The sequence below is a fragment of the Nocardiopsis synnemataformans genome (genome assembly GCF_965343085.1).
GTDB lineage: Bacteria > Actinomycetota > Actinomycetes > Streptosporangiales > Streptosporangiaceae > Nocardiopsis > Nocardiopsis alborubida.
In genome coordinates, this window is record NZ_CBDRFA010000036.1 from 44,456 (window position 1) to 61,298 (window position 16,843).

At 67.9% G+C, this 16,843-nt stretch carries 20 protein-coding genes and 1 pseudogene; 7 read left to right on the plus strand and 14 right to left on the minus strand.

The window, feature by feature from the left end; all coding sequences use genetic code 11:
- Nucleotides 1–75: 75 nt before the first annotated feature.
- Together ACSIH6_RS20995 and fxlM (ACSIH6_RS21000) are read right to left on the minus strand one after the other, a co-directional pair.
- A complete protein-coding gene (locus tag ACSIH6_RS20995) occupies nt 76–222 on the minus strand; it encodes an FxLD family lanthipeptide (protein WP_416030393.1) in 147 nt (48 codons plus the stop codon).
- A gap of 51 nt (nt 223–273) precedes the next feature.
- Nucleotides 274–1,491 carry a methyltransferase, FxLD system gene (gene fxlM, locus ACSIH6_RS21000; RefSeq protein WP_435110012.1) on the minus strand — a complete coding sequence of 406 codons (1,218 nt, stop codon included), beginning with the start codon at nt 1,489–1,491 and terminating at the stop codon, nt 274–276.
- 639 nt (nt 1,492–2,130) lie between these two features.
- On the opposite strand from fxlM (ACSIH6_RS21000), the gene ACSIH6_RS21005 reads away from it, so the two are divergent.
- On the plus strand, nt 2,131–3,522 hold the full coding sequence (locus ACSIH6_RS21005) for an NsdA family TPR-like regulatory protein (RefSeq protein WP_492226598.1): 1,392 nt from the start codon (nt 2,131–2,133) through the stop codon (nt 3,520–3,522).
- A 627-nt stretch (nt 3,523–4,149) separates the two neighbouring features.
- On the opposite strand, the gene ACSIH6_RS21010 is transcribed toward ACSIH6_RS21005, so the two are convergent.
- From ACSIH6_RS21010 to ACSIH6_RS21040, 7 genes are all read right to left on the minus strand, one after another.
- Complete coding sequence (locus tag ACSIH6_RS21010) at nt 4,150–4,953, minus strand: helix-turn-helix domain-containing protein (RefSeq protein ID WP_435110014.1); 804 nt, start codon at nt 4,951–4,953, stop codon at nt 4,150–4,152.
- Nucleotides 4,950–5,498, minus strand: coding sequence for a tetratricopeptide repeat protein (locus ACSIH6_RS21015; RefSeq protein WP_435110015.1), 549 nt, complete (start codon nt 5,496–5,498; stop codon nt 4,950–4,952). The genes ACSIH6_RS21010 and ACSIH6_RS21015 overlap by 4 nt, the downstream gene beginning before the upstream one ends.
- Before the next feature lie 29 nt (nt 5,499–5,527).
- A complete protein-coding gene (locus tag ACSIH6_RS21020; RefSeq protein WP_435110016.1) occupies nt 5,528–5,737 on the minus strand; it encodes a hypothetical protein in 210 nt (69 codons plus the stop codon).
- Nucleotides 5,734–6,591: a DUF6879 family protein gene (locus ACSIH6_RS21025; protein WP_435110017.1), complete on the minus strand. Its 858-nt coding sequence runs from the start codon at nt 6,589–6,591 to the stop codon at nt 5,734–5,736. The genes ACSIH6_RS21020 and ACSIH6_RS21025 overlap by 4 nt, the downstream gene beginning before the upstream one ends.
- 115 nt (nt 6,592–6,706) lie before the next feature.
- Nucleotides 6,707–7,213 carry a DUF6879 family protein gene (locus tag ACSIH6_RS21030; protein ID WP_435110018.1) on the minus strand — a complete coding sequence of 169 codons (507 nt, stop codon included), beginning with the start codon at nt 7,211–7,213 and terminating at the stop codon, nt 6,707–6,709.
- A gap of 193 nt (nt 7,214–7,406) precedes the next feature.
- Nucleotides 7,407–7,946, minus strand: coding sequence for a Scr1 family TA system antitoxin-like transcriptional regulator (locus ACSIH6_RS21035; RefSeq protein ID WP_435110019.1), 540 nt, complete (start codon nt 7,944–7,946; stop codon nt 7,407–7,409).
- Nucleotides 7,947–7,977: 31 nt separating this feature from the next.
- Entirely contained in the window at nt 7,978–9,009 is a 1,032-nt protein-coding gene (locus ACSIH6_RS21040) for an ATP-binding protein (RefSeq protein WP_435110042.1), read from the minus strand.
- Here ACSIH6_RS21040 and ACSIH6_RS21045 point away from each other — a divergent pair.
- Both ACSIH6_RS21045 and ACSIH6_RS21050 read left to right on the plus strand, forming a co-directional pair.
- Nucleotides 9,008–9,889 carry a helix-turn-helix domain-containing protein gene (locus ACSIH6_RS21045; RefSeq protein ID WP_435110020.1) on the plus strand — a complete coding sequence of 294 codons (882 nt, stop codon included), beginning with the start codon at nt 9,008–9,010 and terminating at the stop codon, nt 9,887–9,889. The genes ACSIH6_RS21040 and ACSIH6_RS21045 overlap by 2 nt on opposite strands.
- A 20-nt stretch (nt 9,890–9,909) precedes the next feature.
- Nucleotides 9,910–10,080 (plus strand): DUF397 domain-containing protein, encoded by a 171-nt coding sequence (locus tag ACSIH6_RS21050; protein WP_435110043.1) that lies wholly within the window; start codon nt 9,910–9,912, stop codon nt 10,078–10,080.
- 115 nt (nt 10,081–10,195) lie between these two features.
- Here the strand turns inward: ACSIH6_RS21050 and ACSIH6_RS21055 are convergent, their stop codons facing one another.
- Entirely contained in the window at nt 10,196–11,014 is an 819-nt protein-coding gene (locus ACSIH6_RS21055) for an NUDIX hydrolase (RefSeq protein ID WP_435110021.1), read from the minus strand.
- 230 nt (nt 11,015–11,244) lie between these two features.
- On the opposite strand from ACSIH6_RS21055, the pseudogene ACSIH6_RS21060 reads away from it, so the two are divergent.
- From ACSIH6_RS21060 to ACSIH6_RS21070, 3 genes and pseudogenes are all read left to right on the plus strand, one after another.
- A pseudogene (locus tag ACSIH6_RS21060) lies at nt 11,245–11,379 on the plus strand (hypothetical protein); the annotation flags it as partial.
- 119 nt (nt 11,380–11,498) lie between these two features.
- On the plus strand, nt 11,499–12,758 hold the full coding sequence (gene fxlM / locus ACSIH6_RS21065; protein WP_435110022.1) for a methyltransferase, FxLD system: 1,260 nt from the start codon (nt 11,499–11,501) through the stop codon (nt 12,756–12,758).
- A 620-nt stretch (nt 12,759–13,378) separates the two neighbouring features.
- On the plus strand, nt 13,379–13,723 hold the full coding sequence (locus ACSIH6_RS21070) for a histone-like nucleoid-structuring protein Lsr2 (protein ID WP_435110023.1): 345 nt from the start codon (nt 13,379–13,381) through the stop codon (nt 13,721–13,723).
- A gap of 129 nt (nt 13,724–13,852) precedes the next feature.
- Here the strand turns inward: ACSIH6_RS21070 and ACSIH6_RS21075 are convergent, their stop codons facing one another.
- The 4 genes from ACSIH6_RS21075 to ACSIH6_RS21090 form a co-directional block, all read right to left on the minus strand.
- Entirely contained in the window at nt 13,853–14,410 is a 558-nt protein-coding gene (locus tag ACSIH6_RS21075; RefSeq protein ID WP_435110024.1) for a hypothetical protein, read from the minus strand.
- Nucleotides 14,403–15,020 (minus strand): peptidase, encoded by a 618-nt coding sequence (locus ACSIH6_RS21080; protein WP_435110025.1) that lies wholly within the window; start codon nt 15,018–15,020, stop codon nt 14,403–14,405. Before ACSIH6_RS21080 ends, ACSIH6_RS21075 begins: the two co-directional genes overlap by 8 nt.
- Before the next feature lie 328 nt (nt 15,021–15,348).
- Complete coding sequence (locus ACSIH6_RS21085; RefSeq protein WP_435110026.1) at nt 15,349–15,819, minus strand: GntR family transcriptional regulator; 471 nt, start codon at nt 15,817–15,819, stop codon at nt 15,349–15,351.
- 88 nt (nt 15,820–15,907) lie between these two features.
- Nucleotides 15,908–16,150 (minus strand): hypothetical protein, encoded by a 243-nt coding sequence (locus ACSIH6_RS21090; RefSeq protein ID WP_435110027.1) that lies wholly within the window; start codon nt 16,148–16,150, stop codon nt 15,908–15,910.
- A 323-nt stretch (nt 16,151–16,473) separates the two neighbouring features.
- Between ACSIH6_RS21090 and ACSIH6_RS21095 the strand changes: the two genes are divergently transcribed.
- A complete protein-coding gene (locus ACSIH6_RS21095) occupies nt 16,474–16,812 on the plus strand; it encodes a PHP domain-containing protein (RefSeq protein WP_435110028.1) in 339 nt (112 codons plus the stop codon).
- Nucleotides 16,813–16,843: the final 31 nt, after the last annotated feature.

The window sequence follows — 16,843 nt, forward strand, 5'->3', positions numbered from 1 at the left end:
GGACGCACGGGTGCTCCTTGAAGGGGGCGGCCCGGTGCCGCTGGGTGCGGCACCGGGGGCGGCTGGCCGTTATGGCTACGAGCAGGAGGTGCAGGCGCTCTCGCACGTGTGGCCGCAGTTGTCACCGGTCAGGTTGAGCAGGGCGTCCAGACGAGGGCCGGACTCGACGACCTCGACGTCCAGGTCGAACCCGTCCGCGTTGTCCTGGTGGTTGAGATCCATGGTGGGTTTCCTTTCCAGGGGAGGGACACGACCCCACGGGGTGGGGTGTGTTCAGGTCCAGGCCAGGACGGTGCGCGTGTGCGGCTTGTCCAAAACCCGGGCCCGGTCTGTGGGCAGGTCGGCGTCGGGGGTACCGCTAGGCCAGACCTCGATCCGCGCCATGGAGCCGTCGTGGCGGTCCCAGGCTCGGAGGATGTCGATGTAGTCCTGGGCGGCGCGCTCACCGTGGGGTCCGTAGGCGAACACCCCGATCTCGTACCGGTCCTCGTCCAGGGGCCGCTTGGTGCGCACCGCCACGCTTGCGTCGTCGGCGAGCACCACCGGGACCGGTTGGCGGGCCAGCGGCCCGGCAGGGCCGTGGTCGAGGACGTCACCGGCCACGTGCAACATCGCGTACCGTTCGGCGTGGCCCGCGATCCACAGGTGCAGCCGGTCGGGGTGCGTGAACTCGATCCCTGGCCAGAACTCCGTGCGGGGACCGTGCAGGGCCTCGCGCAGCGCGACCACATCGACGGTCTCCTCCGCGCTGTACAGGGCGATGTCCTCCCCCTGCACGGCGATCCCGCGCTCCTCGTGTGCTCCGGCGCCCTGCATGGGCACGAACACGGTCAGGTGGTGGTCGGGGCGACTGACCAGATGGTCGCCCGTGCGGTCGAGCGCCACGGTGCGGTTCACCCCCCGCAACCGCATCGGCGTGACCAGACGGCCGGTGTCGGTGAGCTGCCGAATCCAGGCCGGGGGCAGGTCCCACGCCCGGACGGTGACGATGATGCGGTCATAGGGAGCGAACTCGGCCACCCCGAACTCGGCGTCACCGGTCACCACCCGCACGGCCTTGTACCCGGCCTCGTCCAGGTAGCGGCGAGCCCGATCGGTGACCGCCGGGTCGATGTCGATGGTGGTGACCTCACCCTCGACGCCGACGAGCTCGGCGATCAGCGCGGCGTTGTAGCCACCGGAGCCGATCTCCAGCACCCGCATGCCAGGTTCGAGACCGGCCTGGTCGAGCATCATGGCCTGCACCCGCACCGCGGACATCGAGCTGGTGATGAGCCCGTCCTCAGCGCGCTGGATGGGCGGTGCGTAGTCGGTCGCGTAGGCATCCTCCAGCGCCACCTCGGGCACGAACACGTGCCGGGGAACCTCCCGCAGCACCTTCTCGACACGCGGCGAGATGGGGGTCATGCCCCACTCTCCCTGGAGCCGGAGCAGGGTGTCGACCATGTCGTGGCGGGCTCGGTCGGGACTCGTCGTTGGCGTAGCAGGCATGCGTGTCCTTCGTGGTCGTCGTCATCGCTGCCGGATGTGCCGTGCAGCTGATGTTGGGTGCGCTGATGGGCGAGAGTCACTGACCACCCACCGTGAGCCAGGAGAGTGCAACGGGCCAAGAGCCCGCACACGCTTCCCTGAGGTGATGGTCTCGGATCATGCGCACGCAGGCCGTGGCATTTTCCAGACCCTCGCGGATAGGTCTTACGAGCGCAGGAGCGCCAAAATCCTACGCACCACCAAGGGCTCTCGACTAAACGGAAGTTCTTTCGCTTCAACGGTTCGACGTGGGCCTGTTGAGCTGCAAAAACACATCGCCATCACCTTTGTCCAGGTTTCCTCAGTGGGCGATTAATTCCTTTTGTGATCTTCCTGCGTGGTAGGTGTCGCCGATCATGTGCGCTCCACGTTGGTGCGGTGCCTACTCGCGGTGGTCTGGCTCCACATCACCGCACAACAACCCGGGCGGGAAAGAGGGCGGACGGGGGCGAAGCAGATGCGCTACCGGAGCGCGCAAGCGGCGGCGGGTAGGCGAATCGGTGGGCGAACGGCCGTTTCCGGCCGTTGCCGTAGCGCGCTGGCCCACCCAGGCTTAGGGTCGAATCCCTACGCCCTGCACGCTTCGCGCCCTTGAGACGGATGGACGTGCCCGACAAGCACCCCAACGATCGGCTGGCCCGCTGGATCAGCGTCGCCGGTCTGAACAACACCCAGCTCGCCTCCCAGATCCGGACGCTGGCTCACCAGGAGGGCCACCCCCATGTCAACCCGGACAGCCGCAGAGTCCGGGCCTGGAGACAAGGCGAGCGCCCCCGACCACCGGTTCCGCACCTGCTGGTGAGCGTGCTGCGCCACCACACCGGCCACCCCCTGACACTGGACGACATCGGCATGGGGTCCGACGCGCACGTCCCCCTGCACGAGCGCGAATGGACCCACACCGTGCTCGCCCAGGAACTCACCAGCCTCTCCCGCAGTGACCTGGTGGGAGCCCGCTTCCACGAACCTTCCCTGCAGGGCTCGGCGCTACTGAGCGCCCTACAGCCCTGGGTGAGCCTGCCGGAAAGGCCCGCGACCGCGCGCGGCACCTGGCGCCTGGGGCACACCGACATTGACCGGCTCCACACCCTCACCGAGGCCCTGCGCTCCCTGGACAACCTCCACGGCGGCGGGATAGCCCGCCACGCCGTTCTGGGTCAGGTCACCCGGGTCAGCGACCTGCTCGCCCACGCCTCCTACTCCGAAGCGGTGGGACAACGCCTGTTCACCGCGGTCGCCGATCTGGCCGGAGTCGCCGGCTGGATGAGCCACGACGTCGGCGACCACACCGCGGCCCAGCGCTACTTCCTGCTCGCCCTGCGCGCCGCCAAGGAGGCCGCGAACGCCCCGATAGGCGCCCACATCCTCAACTGCATGGCCCGCCAAGCCACCCATCTGGACCGTCCCAGCGACGCCCTGGAGCTGGTGCACCTGGCGCTGTACGGGGTGCGACGCTCGGCCACCCCCACCGTGCGAGCGGTGCTGCACAGCTTGGAAGCACGCTCCCACGCCATCATGGGACACACCAGCGAGTTCGAACGCGCTGCCCACCAGGCCGAAGCCGCCCTGTCCGCCACCCACACCGCAGTCGAAGAACCGACCTGGGCACGGTTCTTCGACAGGGCCGAGCACGCCGCGACCATCGGCGTGTGTCACCAGATCCTGGCCCGAGGCAGCGACCCCGGCCATGCCCGACGCTCGGTGCAGATGATCGAGTACGCGATCGACCATCGCCCCGCCGAACGCCACCGCTCCTTGGCCTTCGACCACATCGGCCTGGCCCGAGCACTCCTGGTCCAAGGAGAAACCGAAAGGGCCCTGGCCGTCACACAGCAGGCACTGAACCTGCTCCCCGACCTGTCCTCGACCCGGGTCATGGACCGCCTCCACGACCTGAGCACCGAAGCCGCCACCATGAACGACACGTACGCCACCAACCTGCACGAAACCCTCGTTCGCGCCCAAGGTGCCTCACAGCACGACGACCTGTGAGAATCACCGTCTACCCGGCTCTGTCTTTCGAAAAGCGGGAGAGGTAAACACCAGGCGTGATGGGTCAGTACCGTGTCTCATCGGCCGACCACCCCCGATACTGCGCGTGCCCGCGGACGAGAGCTCAAGGCGGTGGACGGCCCCGCTCGAACACGGGCAAGGGGCGCCTGGGTTCCTTGCGGATCGGGCAGGTGCGGCCACAGCGCGGCATTGAGGGCGCGATAGCGGACCAGGGGCAAACTGTTCCTCATCGGGCGGTCCCGCACAGCCCGAGCCGCACGGATGTCCCGCGGCTGAGTGATCCTTAGCTCAGCGCCGTTTGCTTGGCACACACTCGACCAAGCGGACGCGCTCCTTCGCGGGGAAGTGCGGGAACCGATCCATGCAGCGTTTTGCGTACTCCGACGTGCGGCTCGGGCGTGGGCTTACCCGTCTCTCCCTCTTCGGAGAGCGGTAGCCCTGGGTGAGCTTTCAACCACAGTGAACACCAGTGGCTTTCGCATCCGGACAACTCCCCTGCCTGCGCTTTGGGCTGGAAGGCAGAACAGCACGAAATGCCTGAACACGGGTCCGTGAGCGGCCCCCGGGATGCTCCGGTGGAGTCCGCAGCCATGGCCGGGGACCTGATTAGTTCGCCGAGGAGAAGGAGTTCCCCCGCATCAGGGGGAGAAGGAAGGCCGTCGAGGTGATGGGACCGCTCTGGCGTGTGCTGTCGGGTATGACGGCGGTGTGGAGGTCGGGTGTGGCCCACAGGTGTGTGCTCAGCGGTCGCAACGCCACCCGTTCGGGAAGCGGGTCCGTGGGGCACACCAAAGTGGCCTGGCCGTGCGTCACAGCCCCGGCTTGGGGGGTGATGGTCAGGATCGTTCCCGCAGCTGTCCGCACCATCGCGGCCGGAGCACCGCTGTTCCCGCTGTCCCATCGTTGGAGGGTGAGCAGGCTCGGATCCCAGAACAAGGAGAACCCCACTCCATTCCTCACCTGGTAGGCGGGGCCGAACCACTCACCCATGGTGGCGGCGAGGCCCAACGACTCCTCCTCACCCTCCCCCTCTTCTCCGTTGCTGTGGGAGGCGACCACGAGACCCGGCGGGCGGTGGCTCGTCCCGTACACGCTCTCGCACGCCTGTTCCATGCGCTCTGGGGTCGCAACGTCGGCTATGGCCGCCATCTCCAACGTCATCGGTACCCAGCCGACATCGACCTGGGTGGTGCGGGCGCCAGCCGCCTCCAGTACCTGCCGCCACATCACCTGCGCGGTGATGTCCAAGACGTCCAGGACCGCGTGCACCACGTCAGGGCGACCCGGCAGAGGCCGCCCTGCCTCCAACTGTTGGATGAGCGCCTGGCCAACGCCCACCATGTCGGCCAGGTCGGTGAGCGACCATCCGCGGTGGTCTCGCCTGGCCCGGATCACCGCACCCACGTTCACCCGCACCGGTCACCCCCGAGCGTGAGCGGCTGAAGAGCGCACAGCTCTTCCACGTGCGCGTCCAGGTGCTGGCGGTGCGCGTGGGGCAGGGCGGTTTCCACTACCTGGCGGGCCCGGTCGGTCTCTCCCACCGCCAGCAGGGCCCGGGTCAAAGGGGCGGAGATCCCCACGATCTGGTCCAGGTCCTGGTAGTCGGTGGCCCGATCCCAGGCTGCGGTGAGGTCCGTGACCGCCTTGGCATGGTTGCCGACGGCGAGGGCGACCTCCCCCATCCTTCGGCGCACCCGCCATACCCGCTCTTCCCATCCCACGTCCCCGGCCGCGTCCAGGACCCGCAGGAACCGCTTCTGCGCCAGAGCGGTATCCCCTCGGTGCAGCGCCAAGACGCCGAGTTCCTCGTGGACTTGGGCGCGGGCGGCGCGGTCCCCGGTGGAGGCGAGCAGGTGCTCGGCTTGCTGGAGTACGTGTTCGGCCTCAACGAGTTCGCCTTGGTCCTGGAGGCGTTGGGCGAGCTCCCTGAGAGAGGAAGGGCTGGTAGCGGGCATGGGAGGACTCGATTCGGTGTGGGGAACGTTCAGGAGCGGGTGAGGAAGGACAGGACCCAAGGAGGGAAGCCGGGAGAGAGCGGGCCGGTCCCTTGCTCCGTGGCAGCCGAGGTGTTCTCGCAGGGGGAGAACACGCGCTCCACGTACCCCCGGCAGGTGTCGGGTGCGTGCACCGATTCCGGGACGGTGCCGGGGCGGGTCCAGACGTCATAGCGCGAAGAGTTGGCGTCACTGCTCACATGTCCCTCCCCGCAAGGGAGCGGTTGTGCAGCGGGTGGCCGGTTGAGGCGAGCTCGTCGATCACCGCGATCAGCCCGCGCGCCAGCTCGGGGTCGGTCAGGTGCGTGGTGCCGTCAGGGGCCCCGAGCATCGTGTGGTGGTGCACGAGGATGACTCCGGAGACGAACACCTCGATCTCGGGGAGGGGGCCGGTGCGCTCCAAGGAGGCGACGTGTGCGCAGTTCGTCACACGCACCTGCTGGCCGGCGTTCGCGCGGTAGGCCAACTGTTCGCGCAGGTAGCGGGTGTAGGGCGTGGGGGTGGTGGGCGCCACCCACACCACCCGGGTGCGGTCCGCGCCCTGGGGGGCGTGCCGTGCGACACGGCGCTCGCGGTCGCGGAGCCGCTGGTGCCAGGTGTGCATGTCGGCCAACGCCTGCCCCTGCTCGCCCCGGTACCACTTCTCCCATGCGGGGGTGATGGGGGGCATGGAGGTCAGGCGCAGCAGGCACCGGGGGAGCCCGTGCTGGTCGGCGGCCGTGGTGAGGCGGGAGCGGGCCGAGGAGACCTGCTTGCCCTGCAACCGCGAAGCCACGCCTGCCTGCTCCGTTGTGTGGTGGAGGAGGTCGAAGAGCGTGACGAGGCCGTCGTTGGTGCGCACCAGGTGGTCCACCAGGCTGCGGGTGAGGACGTGGGTGCGGGCGCGGCGTGGGCTGGGGTGCAGGGTGCCCTCGTCGATCAGCATCCCCAAGCGCCGCGGCTTCAGGCCGGTCAGCTTCACGGCGGTGGCGCGGGGGATGTCCTCACCGGCGGCGGCCAGCGCCAGGGTGCGCTCGGTCAGGGTCTGGACGAGGGCGGGCGTGGTGGTCGGCAACAAGGGGTCCTCAGGTCGTGGGGTGTCGTAGCGGGTGGGTGGCGCGGTGCGGGGGTCTCCTCCCCGTGGCGCTGTGGCCGCGCGCCTGGGCGGGCCTCGCCCGCACCGCACCGGCTCAAGGGCACAGGGCCGGGCCCCGCACCAGGTAGGTGGCGTAAGGGGTGGCCGCCGAGCGCAGCCGGTCGGCATCACGCCGGGCCGCTGCCACCAGAGCCGGAAAGGTCAGCACCTCCACCGCCAGGCCCTCGGGGTCGAAGCCGTCGAAGTCCAGGGCCAGGAGGGTGTCGCCGCACAGCACGAAGTCGTCCATCCCCTCGACCAGGGCGCGTTGCGGTCCGGTGTGCAGCACACGCAGGACCTCTCCGCGCACCACACCGCAGGAGTGGACTCCGGCTACCCGGTGAACCGGTAGGGGGCCGCCCCACGCCTCATCCACCACCACGACGCGGGTGAGGGTGCGCGAGCGCACCACCGTCCCGGGGGCGAGGGTCTTCGGCCGGTGAGCAGTGAGGAGCCTGGTGAGCCCGGCCCGGGGCTCGGGGCAGTGGGGGCGGGTCTGCAACCGGAACACGGCGCGCTGGAGGAGGTGGTGGACGCGGGGATGGTCGGGGCGCAGTCGCATGGCGGGGTTCCTGTCCGCGGAGAGCGAGAGAGGGGGAGGGTGTGGGGCCCGGCTGCGGGGCCAGGCCCCACACCCGGGGGCGAAGGACGGCTTCGCCCCTGGGAAGGCCCGCGTCTTCCCCCTGTCCGCGGGCTGTGGCGTGGGGGGCGTCCGACCGGGGAAGGCGACGGACGACCAGTCACTGAAGGCCCCCTCAGAAGGAGCTGGGGGTGAGCGTCTGGGAGGCCGCCACCAGCCGCTCGAAGTGGGCCTCATAGAGCGGGACGGCGGCGGGGGCCAACGCGATCAGCCCGGAAGGGCCTTCCAGGCTGACCTGCCCATCGCGGAGCACGAAACCCACCGTCCACGGTTCGACGGCATCGGCGGGCAACAGCCTCAGGTCCACATGCCCCAGCCCCGCCACACGGCGCAGGTGCGCGAGCTGGGCCTCCATCACCGTCTCCTCCACCACCCCGCACACCAGAGCCAGCTCGGTGATGACGTAGGTCCGCTGGTGGCCCGCCCCGTGGAGCAGTTCGTCGTGGCGCCGCATCCGCACCTCCACCGTGCGTCGCACCATCGCCCGGTCGGCGTCGTGGACGCAGGCGGTGATCACGGCGCGGGCGTACTCCCGGGTCTGTACCGCCCCGGGCAGGAGAGCGGGGGAGAAGGACCGGGTGGGGCCGCAGCGTTCCCGGTCCAGGATCAGCCGCTGGGGAGACGTGGGCTCCTGGGGCAGAGCGGTGGTGGTCATCGCGGGGGTCTCCGTTCAGGGGTGTGGTGAGTCAGCCGACGGCGCGGTGGGCGCGGTGGCGGTCGGCGCGACTGGTGGCGTAGCGCTGAGCGGCGAGCCGGTCGCCCAGCTCGGCGGAGGTACAGGCGCTGAGGGCGTCGCGCACGCCGTGGGTGCGGTTGGTGGCGGGGGTGCGGCGACGCGCTGTGAACCAGATGGGTCCGGTCTCGGTGCGGTCGTAGGTGATCTCCCACCCCGGGTAGCCCGCCCGCAAGGCGAGGACCTGGTTGACGGAGGTGATGGGCCGGTGCAGGGACGCGAGCGTCGTCCCGCCGCGCAGGGTCAGGGCTTCGTCGTCGTGGTGGGCCCGCACTCGTCCGGCCGTGTCGCGGGTCGGCTCCCATCCGGCCAGCCACCCCCGGTCGCACAGGGTGGGGGAGAGCCAGGACCACATCGCCCACACCACCAGGCGGCCCTGGTTGTCGACCCGGGTGCCCCAGGAGTCGGTGAACGCGTCGACGATCAGCAGACCGCGCCCGTGTTCGGCGTCCGGGTCCGGGTTCTGTTCCTGGATGGGGTCGACCGGCTCATGGTGGGGGTTGGTGACTTCCACGGTGAGGGTCATCAGGCCGTCCTCAACCAGGTCAGCGCTCAAGCCGACCAACCCGGGGGAGTTGGATGTGATGCCTTCGCGGATCGCGTTGGACACCAGCTCACTGACCACGAGCACAGCGTCGTCGCCCACCGTCTGAGGGGCGCCTGGGGGGAGGTGCCGAGCGGTGTACAGGCGGCTCACCGCCACAGATCCGGCATCGCACCGCAACGCAGCACAGCCGGGCAGTGCGAGGAGCTGGTGTTGTGAGGGAGGCATGACAGTCACCTGCTTGGGTTGACGAGTGACGGAATGATGCTGAACCCCCGGTATTCCGGAGGCGTTCCCGCTAGGATCAGAGTCTGCATCGGAATCAACACTTCGCGCAAGACTCCCAGGGAATAATTCCCTGAGCAAGTATGCGACAAGTTGGATCGAGCCGGGGGAATGGGACACACTGGAGGCGTCCACCACCGGAAGGTCCCCATCCATGAGCCGCACCAGCGGAACGGTCGCGTCCGTCCCCCGTCGCGTCGTCGCTTACGCCATGCGCGACGCGCGCAAACGAGCTGGCAAGACGGTCACCGAATCAGCCGCGATCGCAGGTCTGGCCCAAGGCACCCTCACCAAGTACGAGAAGGCCGAGAACCCCTTCCCGAAGGCGATCGTCTACCGGCTCGCCGACTACTACGGGATGGACTCGGACGCACGTGACCAGCTCGTGGAGCTTGCTGGACGCAAAGCGCTCGGGTGGTGGCAGAACAACCAGCAGATTCCCGCGTGGTTCGCCAGCTACGTGGCCTTCGAGTATGAGGCAGGGCTCATCCTGACTTTCGAAGACGGGGTCATCCCTGGTCTGCTGCAAACGCCGGAGTACGCCAGGGCACTTCTGGGAGCCGACCTTCGGGCAGGTACCCCCGAAGAGATCACGGCCCAGGTGGACGTGCGCATCCAACGACAAGCCCGCCTGGCTGCGGAAGAACCCCTGCATCTCCACGTCGTCCTGGGTGAGGCCGCTCTGCACCGTCCCGGCGGTGACGCTCAGACCATGCGCGACCAACTCGCCATCCTCATCGAGTGGTCGGCACGCGACAACATCGACCTACGGGTCCTACCGTTCGATGCCGGTGTGCACACCAGCAGCGAGACCGCCTTCACCCTCATGCGCTTCCCCAGTCCCTTGCAAGGGGTCAAAGTGCGCGACGTCTGCTACATCGAGTACAAGCTCGGCGCCGTCTATCTCGAAGAGGAAGCCGCCACCGAATTCAGCGAGGTACACGAGAACCTGCGCCAACAGGCACTTGACCCCGCGGAGTCGGTCCATCTCATCCAACGTGTGATGGATGAGCGCTATATGAGGAGTGATGCGTGAACGAAAGTCCGAAGACCTGCGTGTCGACCTGGCACAAGAGCAGCTACAGCGGTAGTTCCGGGGGCAACTGTGTGGAGGCCAGAGAGGGGGAGAGGTGTGCGGTACGTGATACAGCCCATCGATCCTTGGGGGCGCTGGAGGTGCCCGCTGGTGAGTGGAACGCTGTCCTTGTCTCACTGAAGAAGCCCTGAGACGGTGTCGTCCCCGCCAGCTGAATCGGCGGGGACGACAACGGTCCCAGCATGCACGAATGTCGTGCCACCTCGCGAGGCGAAGGTGACGCGGCGGTGCTGCGCCACGCCGAGTTCAGATCCTCTCCGGGGTGCAGCCGGTGCCGCCCCGGGCGCTCCCTGAGCGAAGAGCTGACACAGCTCGAAGACCGGGTGGAAGTGGTGCTTGAGCCCAACGGCGCACCACCGGTTCCACGTAGTCCGCGTGCGGACCCTCCAACCCTGCGAGTTCAGTAGGAGAGCGCACCAGAGCGATCCGATCCAACTCAGGAACGCGCCCAGAGGTCCGCTCAGCGGCCGTCAGGGCATCAAAGCTCTCCCGCAGAATCACCGCTGGCCGGGGCGGAGCCAGAAAGACCACGCCGACACTGCGGTTCTCGCCGCAGGTGACCACCCACAAACGCAGCTCCTTGGGGGCGAGGACCACACCGACCTCTTCAGCCAGCTCACGCGCGGCATGGCGACGCAACGCCGCTTCGTCGAGCACCTGGTGGTCTTCGGGTGGCTCCGCCGAGCCGCCTGGAAGCTGCCACCGCCCCGGGGCGGATGTGGACACGGACATCCTCACCACCAGTACACGGCCGTCGTCTGTCGGTTGAACGACATTCACGAACAACGACGGCAACCATGCGGTATTGCCTGGCACCCGCCGCAGAGCGTAATGCCGGTAGGTCACTCGTACCCACGTCAGGAGCAGGGCGTGCGGAGCCTCCCACTGCATGTCCGCGCATGCCGTCACCGGCCCATCGAATAGATGAGGGTTGGCCTGAAGGGCTTGGTCCCACACGCGGTCCCGTGCCGCTTCGTCCTCGGGCGACAACTGTGGTGCGGCTCCCTCTTTCAAATGGAGCTGGTGTACGTCGAACAAATCAACGGAGGGCAGCGGTGTGGTCACCAGCCCATCGTAGAGCTGACCAGTCCCAGGACGAGGCCGAAGTCGCCTGGGCGCTGGATATCTGAGCACACAGACCGCAGAACACATCGACCGGCCGCCCGCGAACTACTGGAACTGGAAGAGTGCGCGGTCCTGGCCGAGAAAGGATTCGTCGCTACCCCAAACGCAGGAGGCGCTGTGCACGCTGACTCGCACTCTCCCCACATGCTGGGCCAGACCATCACCGTACACAGCGCTCCCGCGCTCGACAAGGAGTGTCCCACCTGTTCGAATACCTACATCACCACCCCGGCCAGCTCAATCCCAGCGCACATCACCTCTGGCGCAAGGCCACCAACGGCCAGGACCGCACCCGCGCGGCCTAGGACCACATCACCACCATGACTGAACCAACGGCAGATCTGTCGCGACCTGGTGAACGCCACACGCCCTGGAACGTTGTGAAACCCCCACGCTCGGAAGCGTGGCTGGTTAGCCTGCCAGCGTGACGACATCTGACACCTCCACCTCCGCACCGGACACCAACCGCATCGATGAGCTGCGCGAACACATGATCACCCGCCTGCGGGCCGTCAACGCCCTGCACTCCGAACCAGTCACCCGAGCGGTGCGTACCGTGCCCCGTCACGCGTTCGGCCCGGAGTTCCCGTTGGAGGAGATCTACGACATGAAGACGGTGCTGCGCACCCGCTACGCCGAGGACGGCACCGCCACCAGCTCGGTCTCAGCGACCTGGGTGCAGACCCTGATGCTGGAACGCGCCCAGCTCCGCCCCGGCATGCGGGTGCTGGAAGTGGGCAGCGGCGGCTACAACGCCGCGCTGGCCGCCGAGGTCGTCGGACCTACCGGATCGGTGACCTCCATCGACATCGACCCCGCCGTCATCGACCGCGCCCGCACCCACCTGACCCAGACCGGATACGCCGACCGGGTAGAGCTGGTCGTCGGCGACGCCGAACACGGCCACCTTGGCGGTGCTCCCTACGATCGGATCATCGTCACCGTCGCCGCCACCGACCTGCCCCCGGCTTGGACCGAGCAGCTCGTCGATGGCGGACGCCTCGTGCTCCCCCTGGGAGTGCGGGGCTTCCAACGCATCTACGCCTTCACCCGCCACGGGGAACTGCTGCTGGGCGAGACCGGCAACCACGCGGGGTTCGTCCCCATGCAGGGCTTGGGCGCTCCCACCCTCACCACCGTGCCGATCACCGACACAGTCACGCTGACGACCGACGCCGACCCTGTACCCGCGCCAGAAGCCCTGCCCGCGGTGTTCGCCCTTCCCGCGCACGAGCAGTTCACCGGGGTGCGTATCGGCGGCATGGAACCTTTCAGCACTATGCAGATGTGGATGGCCACCGGGCTGCCCCACTTCGCCACCTTGACGGGCACGGTCGATGACTTCCCTCACAAGCCCATGACCCGCGATCTGACCCCGGCGATGTGGGACGGCACCTCCCTGGCCTACCTGCTGCTTTCCGCGGTGCCCGACGACTCCACCGCCTACGAGTTCGTGGCCTGCGGTCACGGTCCCGACGCCGCCGACATGGCCGCCACCATGGCCGACCACGTCCGTCGCTGGGACCGCGATCACCGCGGCGGGCCCGGCCCCCGGTTCCTGGCCCACCCCGCCTTCCCCCCTGCGGACGAGATGATCCGCACCCGCCACACCCGCCTGCTGGCCCTATGGGACCGATCCGAGGAAGACCACGGCCTGAACTGGCCCGCTGACCCCGGTGCATAGAACCCTGCCAGGAACGGGTTGCGCGGGTGGCCGTAAAGTCACGCTTACCCCATGACGGGTAGGCCCGAGCGGTAAAACTCATTGTTATGCCCTGTGACTGATCAGGTGAAGAGCGGAAATCCCTCGTAGGTGGCTCGGTCGAAGACGTTCGGCCGAACCGCCTACGAGGGTGGTAGGGGTTCGTGATGGCACAGTGTCTTGCCGGACAGCCACCGTAGACCCCTCATGTGTTTTCATGGGCAAGTGAAGCCGACATCTGTTCAAACACATCCACTTCACTTTCGAACAGGGCCTCCATGCGGCAGTGCTGCCTACTGTCCAGCGTTCTATGGATGTTTGTGTCTGCAAGCTGCTCCACCTTGGCCGTTCTCCGTTGAACACAAGGCACACCCTGAGAACGTCTAGCGGGTGCTTGCCCTGCCTGGACGCATCAGGATGTGGGCGGGCTTAAGGCCGCAGAGGAACACATGGAAGGGCTAACAATCAGCAACAAGACAGGCGAGCCTTCACTCTCCCTTGCTCGTTGGCTGAACAGCGGGGTGTCGGTGATCGCATTTGGTCCTGTGCTGTTCTTGTATGCTACTTTCCTCTCATACATCCACAGAGACACGGGGGACGTTATGGCACAGAAGGTTCAAGTATTCCTGGTCGACGACATCGACGGCGGTGAGGCCGAGGAGACGGTGGAGTTCGGGCTGGACGGCTCTTCCTACGAGATCGACCTCAGCGCAGGCAATGCCGCCAAGCTCCGTGAGGCCCTCTCTACGTTCGTCGGAGTCGCCCGCAAGGCTCAGGTCAAGGCATCCCGCGGCCCGGTCCGCCGGACCGGCAACCGAAATGCTCCCAGTCGTGAGCGCAGCGCCGAGATCCGCGCCTGGGCAAAGGCCGCAGGCAAGCCCGTGAACGAACGTGGTCGCATCCCGGGTGCCATTGTGGCCGAGTACGAAGCGACCCGAGAGGTCTAGATCCCCACTGTGGCAGGGAAGGTGCGAATCACCCTTTCCCTGCCACATCCATGTGCCCACTCATAATGCCAGTGGAACAGAACAGATCCAGCGTTCACGCCTCTCAATTTTCCACTGTGAAGACATCAGTCAGGAACCAGGATCGACCTGCAGGCCGGTGGTGTCCATGACGTACTCGTCTTCTCCGCGGGTGGTCATGAACGCCAACAGCGCCTCGGGCGGTGCGGTGACCTGCCACAGCTGCCCGAGAGGGCGGCCACCCACACCCCCAGCGGCATACTGTGCGGCCACCCGCTGATCGGGTGTCCACGACCAGTCCGTACGCCGCTCGGTGACCGACCCGCGCCACAACACCACCTCCCCGGCGGGGCGGTCAGCGCGTACCCCGTCGACGGTGTACCCGGCTGCGTCGAACAGCCGCCGCCATACCAGGCGGGGCAGAGCCGTATCGGGGTACTCGGCCAGTGACCAGACCGCGGCCAGATGCTCACTGAGCACCTGGTCACTGATCCGTCCAGTTGTCCAGGCGCGGGCCACCAACCCAGGCCCTTCGACCCTTCCGACTTCGGTCAACAGACGCCCCAGCAGGCCACTGTCCACCGTGGGGGAGCGCTCCAACTCCTCATAGGCACGCTGGGCCAAGTCCACGACACCCAGGTGGAGCGCCCGCTTGCTCACCTCAGTCATGAGCGCTCAGATCCACGACCATGCCGCGTCCGGCGAAGAACTCCCCGAAGGTCTTCGGTGCCAGGGCAGGGGACCGGGAGGCGGGGGTGTGGCCTGAGGGGTTGCGCAGGTGCCCACCCTGGCCGGGCGCGGCCAGGCGCGGGCGCCGGATCTCCTTGTGGACCGAGGCGATGACCATGCGTCCCCGGTCGAGTTCGGCGAGCACGTCCTCCACTCCCATGCCGGTGCGCACCCGCGCCTGCAGGCCGTGGGTTCGGCGCACGTGGTCGACGAAGGGAGCGTAGACCAGCCCGTGGATGCTGCCGTCGGCGCGTTCGACGTAGCCGCCCGCGGCGCGTACCTGGCGCACCAGGTGCATCAGCGGCGGCGCCCACCCGTCCCGGTGGATCAGGACCATGCGCAGGCACACTGTTCCGCAGGCGTGTCCGCACCAGCGGCCGTACTCGGCCCGGTCGGCCGCGCCGGAGGAGGCCCACCGCGGGTCCTGGCCGGGGTCGTGTCCGCGGTAGGCGATCGCTTCGATCAGTTCCGCGGAGGCGTACTGGATGAGGGGCTCCACGTCCTCGTGCAGTGTGTCCCGTCCTTGGCATGCCAGACACCCCACGCGCACCCTCTTCTCCTCGATCGACCGTGAGGGGGCCGAGCGTAGCGACCTTCGGGGGAGCGGTCAGGAACTTCGCTGGGAGCGAACCGAGGTGTCGTGCCAGGCGTTCCCACCTTGATGAAGCACCGGATGCTCCATGCGCGCGATGGCAGCGCCTGGAGACGTTAGTTATGTGCCGGCGGGCGCTGGGGGTCTATGAGCTGGTGGGTGCGGGCCGCGCGTCAAGCAGGTCCAGGACAGCATTCGCGCCTTGGAGTTCATCCCCAGGGGGTGAGCACAAGCGCTGTGGCCCGCCCAGCACGATGGCGAGCGGGCCGTGGTGTGAGGCCCGCCTCTAGCAGGAGGGGACGGGCGCTTTCTCGGTGGTGACCCGCCCACGGTGGTGTTCGATCACGATGGCCCCGGCGGCCTCCAGCTGGCGCAGGGTCGCTCGGATGACCGCCTGCGGCACACGGTACTCGCTGGCCAGCACGCCAGCGCTAGGGAGCAGATCCCCGGCCCTAAGTGTCCCCTCCTCGATCTGGGCGGCCAGAATGTCGGCGATGCGCCGGTACATCAGCGGCTCATGCTCGGCAGGGTCGTCCACGGCCCAGCGCCCACGGGCCAGCCTTCGCACTTGGCCCTGCACTTCCAGCAGCTCCAGGGCACGGTATACGCGAAAGGGATCAACGTCGTATTCCTGGCTCAGCTTCGTCGCGCTGGGCAGCGTCGTGCCGGGAGGCATTCCGTGGCGGGCGATGCGGTCACGAATCTGCGTGGCGACCCTCTCGTAAAGGGTCGGGGTAGAGGCAGTAGTCCTGGTCATGCGGCCATTGTGGTGCCTGCGGGGCCGGCAGGGTGGGATATCCGCGCCGCTCCTGTTCCGTAGGTCATCTTCGCCGGGTAAGTGCCTGTCATCCGTGGGGCGTGGTTTGAGAGCTGGAAGGTCGGTCGGCCCTCAGGCTGGTGAGGCGCTGGTGGATGTCGCTCGTGCGCTCGCGGATGTCCGCCAGATACCCGCCGATGAGCCCTGTTCTCGGCAGGTCCTCGCTCACGTGAGCTTCCAGGAAGTCATGAAGGAAGCGCGCGATCGCCAGTTCCTCCTCAAGGGCGGCCACCTCGTGGTGAAATTCGTCCAAGGCATCATTCGAACTCACGCAGTCTCCTTCGGCGTACTGAGCGTGACGGGGCGATGTCTATCACGCAGGCGTGAGGTCAGACCAGCCGAGCGTTGCGCTGTCCAGCGGCCTGACAGAGACGCAGAGGGGACAGGGCTGTCGGTTCGGTCTCGGGTGCTTCGTGAAGGAGAACCGAAGCAGCTCCATGATCTGCCCCCTGGGGGTTCTTGCGCCGCTGCCTCTGGCGTCGTCCCAGGTCGTGGCTGCACAGGGGCCGCCTCTACGCTACAGTCTCCGTACAAAAGTTCGGATTCGGTGCCTTCCTCCCCGAACGGTGACGCACACGGGAAGGGGTGTATCCGGTGTTCGCCCACCTGCGGTCAGCGTCCTGGTACTCCTTCCGACACGGCATCGCGGCCCCGGCCTGGCTCGTGGAGCAAGCCGCCAGCGACGGCCAGCCCGTGCTGGCCCTGACCAGCCGCGACGGCCTGCACGGCGCGGCCGAGCATGTGAGCGCCTGCCAGGAGGCCGGGCTGAGTCCGGGCCTGAGCATGGACCTGTCCCGCGGCGCCCAAGGGTGGGCGTCCCTATGCCACCTGGTCACCGCCGCCCCGGCCCGGTCGCCATCACCCGCGAACAGATCCCCGAAGACGAACCGGTTTTTCGGGACGGGGATCGTGAAAGTGCCGCGCGCCCAATAGTGTCCATGGTTCCATGGACTTGTGCCCCGGC

Excerpts from the sequence above, each read along its gene's own strand:
- ACSIH6_RS21085 (WP_435110026.1), bottom strand. The coding sequence starts at position 15,819 with ATGACCAGGACTACTGCCTCTACCCCGACCCTTTACGAGAGGGTCGCC.
- ACSIH6_RS21045 (WP_435110020.1), top strand. The coding sequence starts at position 9,008 with ATGAGCCGCACCAGCGGAACGGTCGCGTCCGTCCCCCGTCGCGTCGTC.
- ACSIH6_RS20995 (WP_416030393.1), bottom strand. The coding sequence starts at position 222 with ATGGATCTCAACCACCAGGACAACGCGGACGGGTTCGACCTGGACGTC.
- ACSIH6_RS21035 (WP_435110019.1), bottom strand. The coding sequence starts at position 7,946 with ATGACCACCACCGCTCTGCCCCAGGAGCCCACGTCTCCCCAGCGGCTG.
- ACSIH6_RS21005 (WP_492226598.1), top strand. The coding sequence starts at position 2,131 with ATGGACGTGCCCGACAAGCACCCCAACGATCGGCTGGCCCGCTGGATC.
- ACSIH6_RS21075 (WP_435110024.1), bottom strand. The coding sequence starts at position 14,410 with ATGACTGAGGTGAGCAAGCGGGCGCTCCACCTGGGTGTCGTGGACTTG.
- fxlM (WP_435110012.1), bottom strand. The coding sequence starts at position 1,491 with ATGCCTGCTACGCCAACGACGAGTCCCGACCGAGCCCGCCACGACATG.
- ACSIH6_RS21030 (WP_435110018.1), bottom strand. The coding sequence starts at position 7,213 with ATGCGACTGCGCCCCGACCATCCCCGCGTCCACCACCTCCTCCAGCGC.
- ACSIH6_RS21015 (WP_435110015.1), bottom strand. The coding sequence starts at position 5,498 with ATGCCCGCTACCAGCCCTTCCTCTCTCAGGGAGCTCGCCCAACGCCTC.
- ACSIH6_RS21040 (WP_435110042.1), bottom strand. The coding sequence starts at position 9,009 with ATGGATGGGGACCTTCCGGTGGTGGACGCCTCCAGTGTGTCCCATTCC.
- ACSIH6_RS21070 (WP_435110023.1), top strand. The coding sequence starts at position 13,379 with ATGGCACAGAAGGTTCAAGTATTCCTGGTCGACGACATCGACGGCGGT.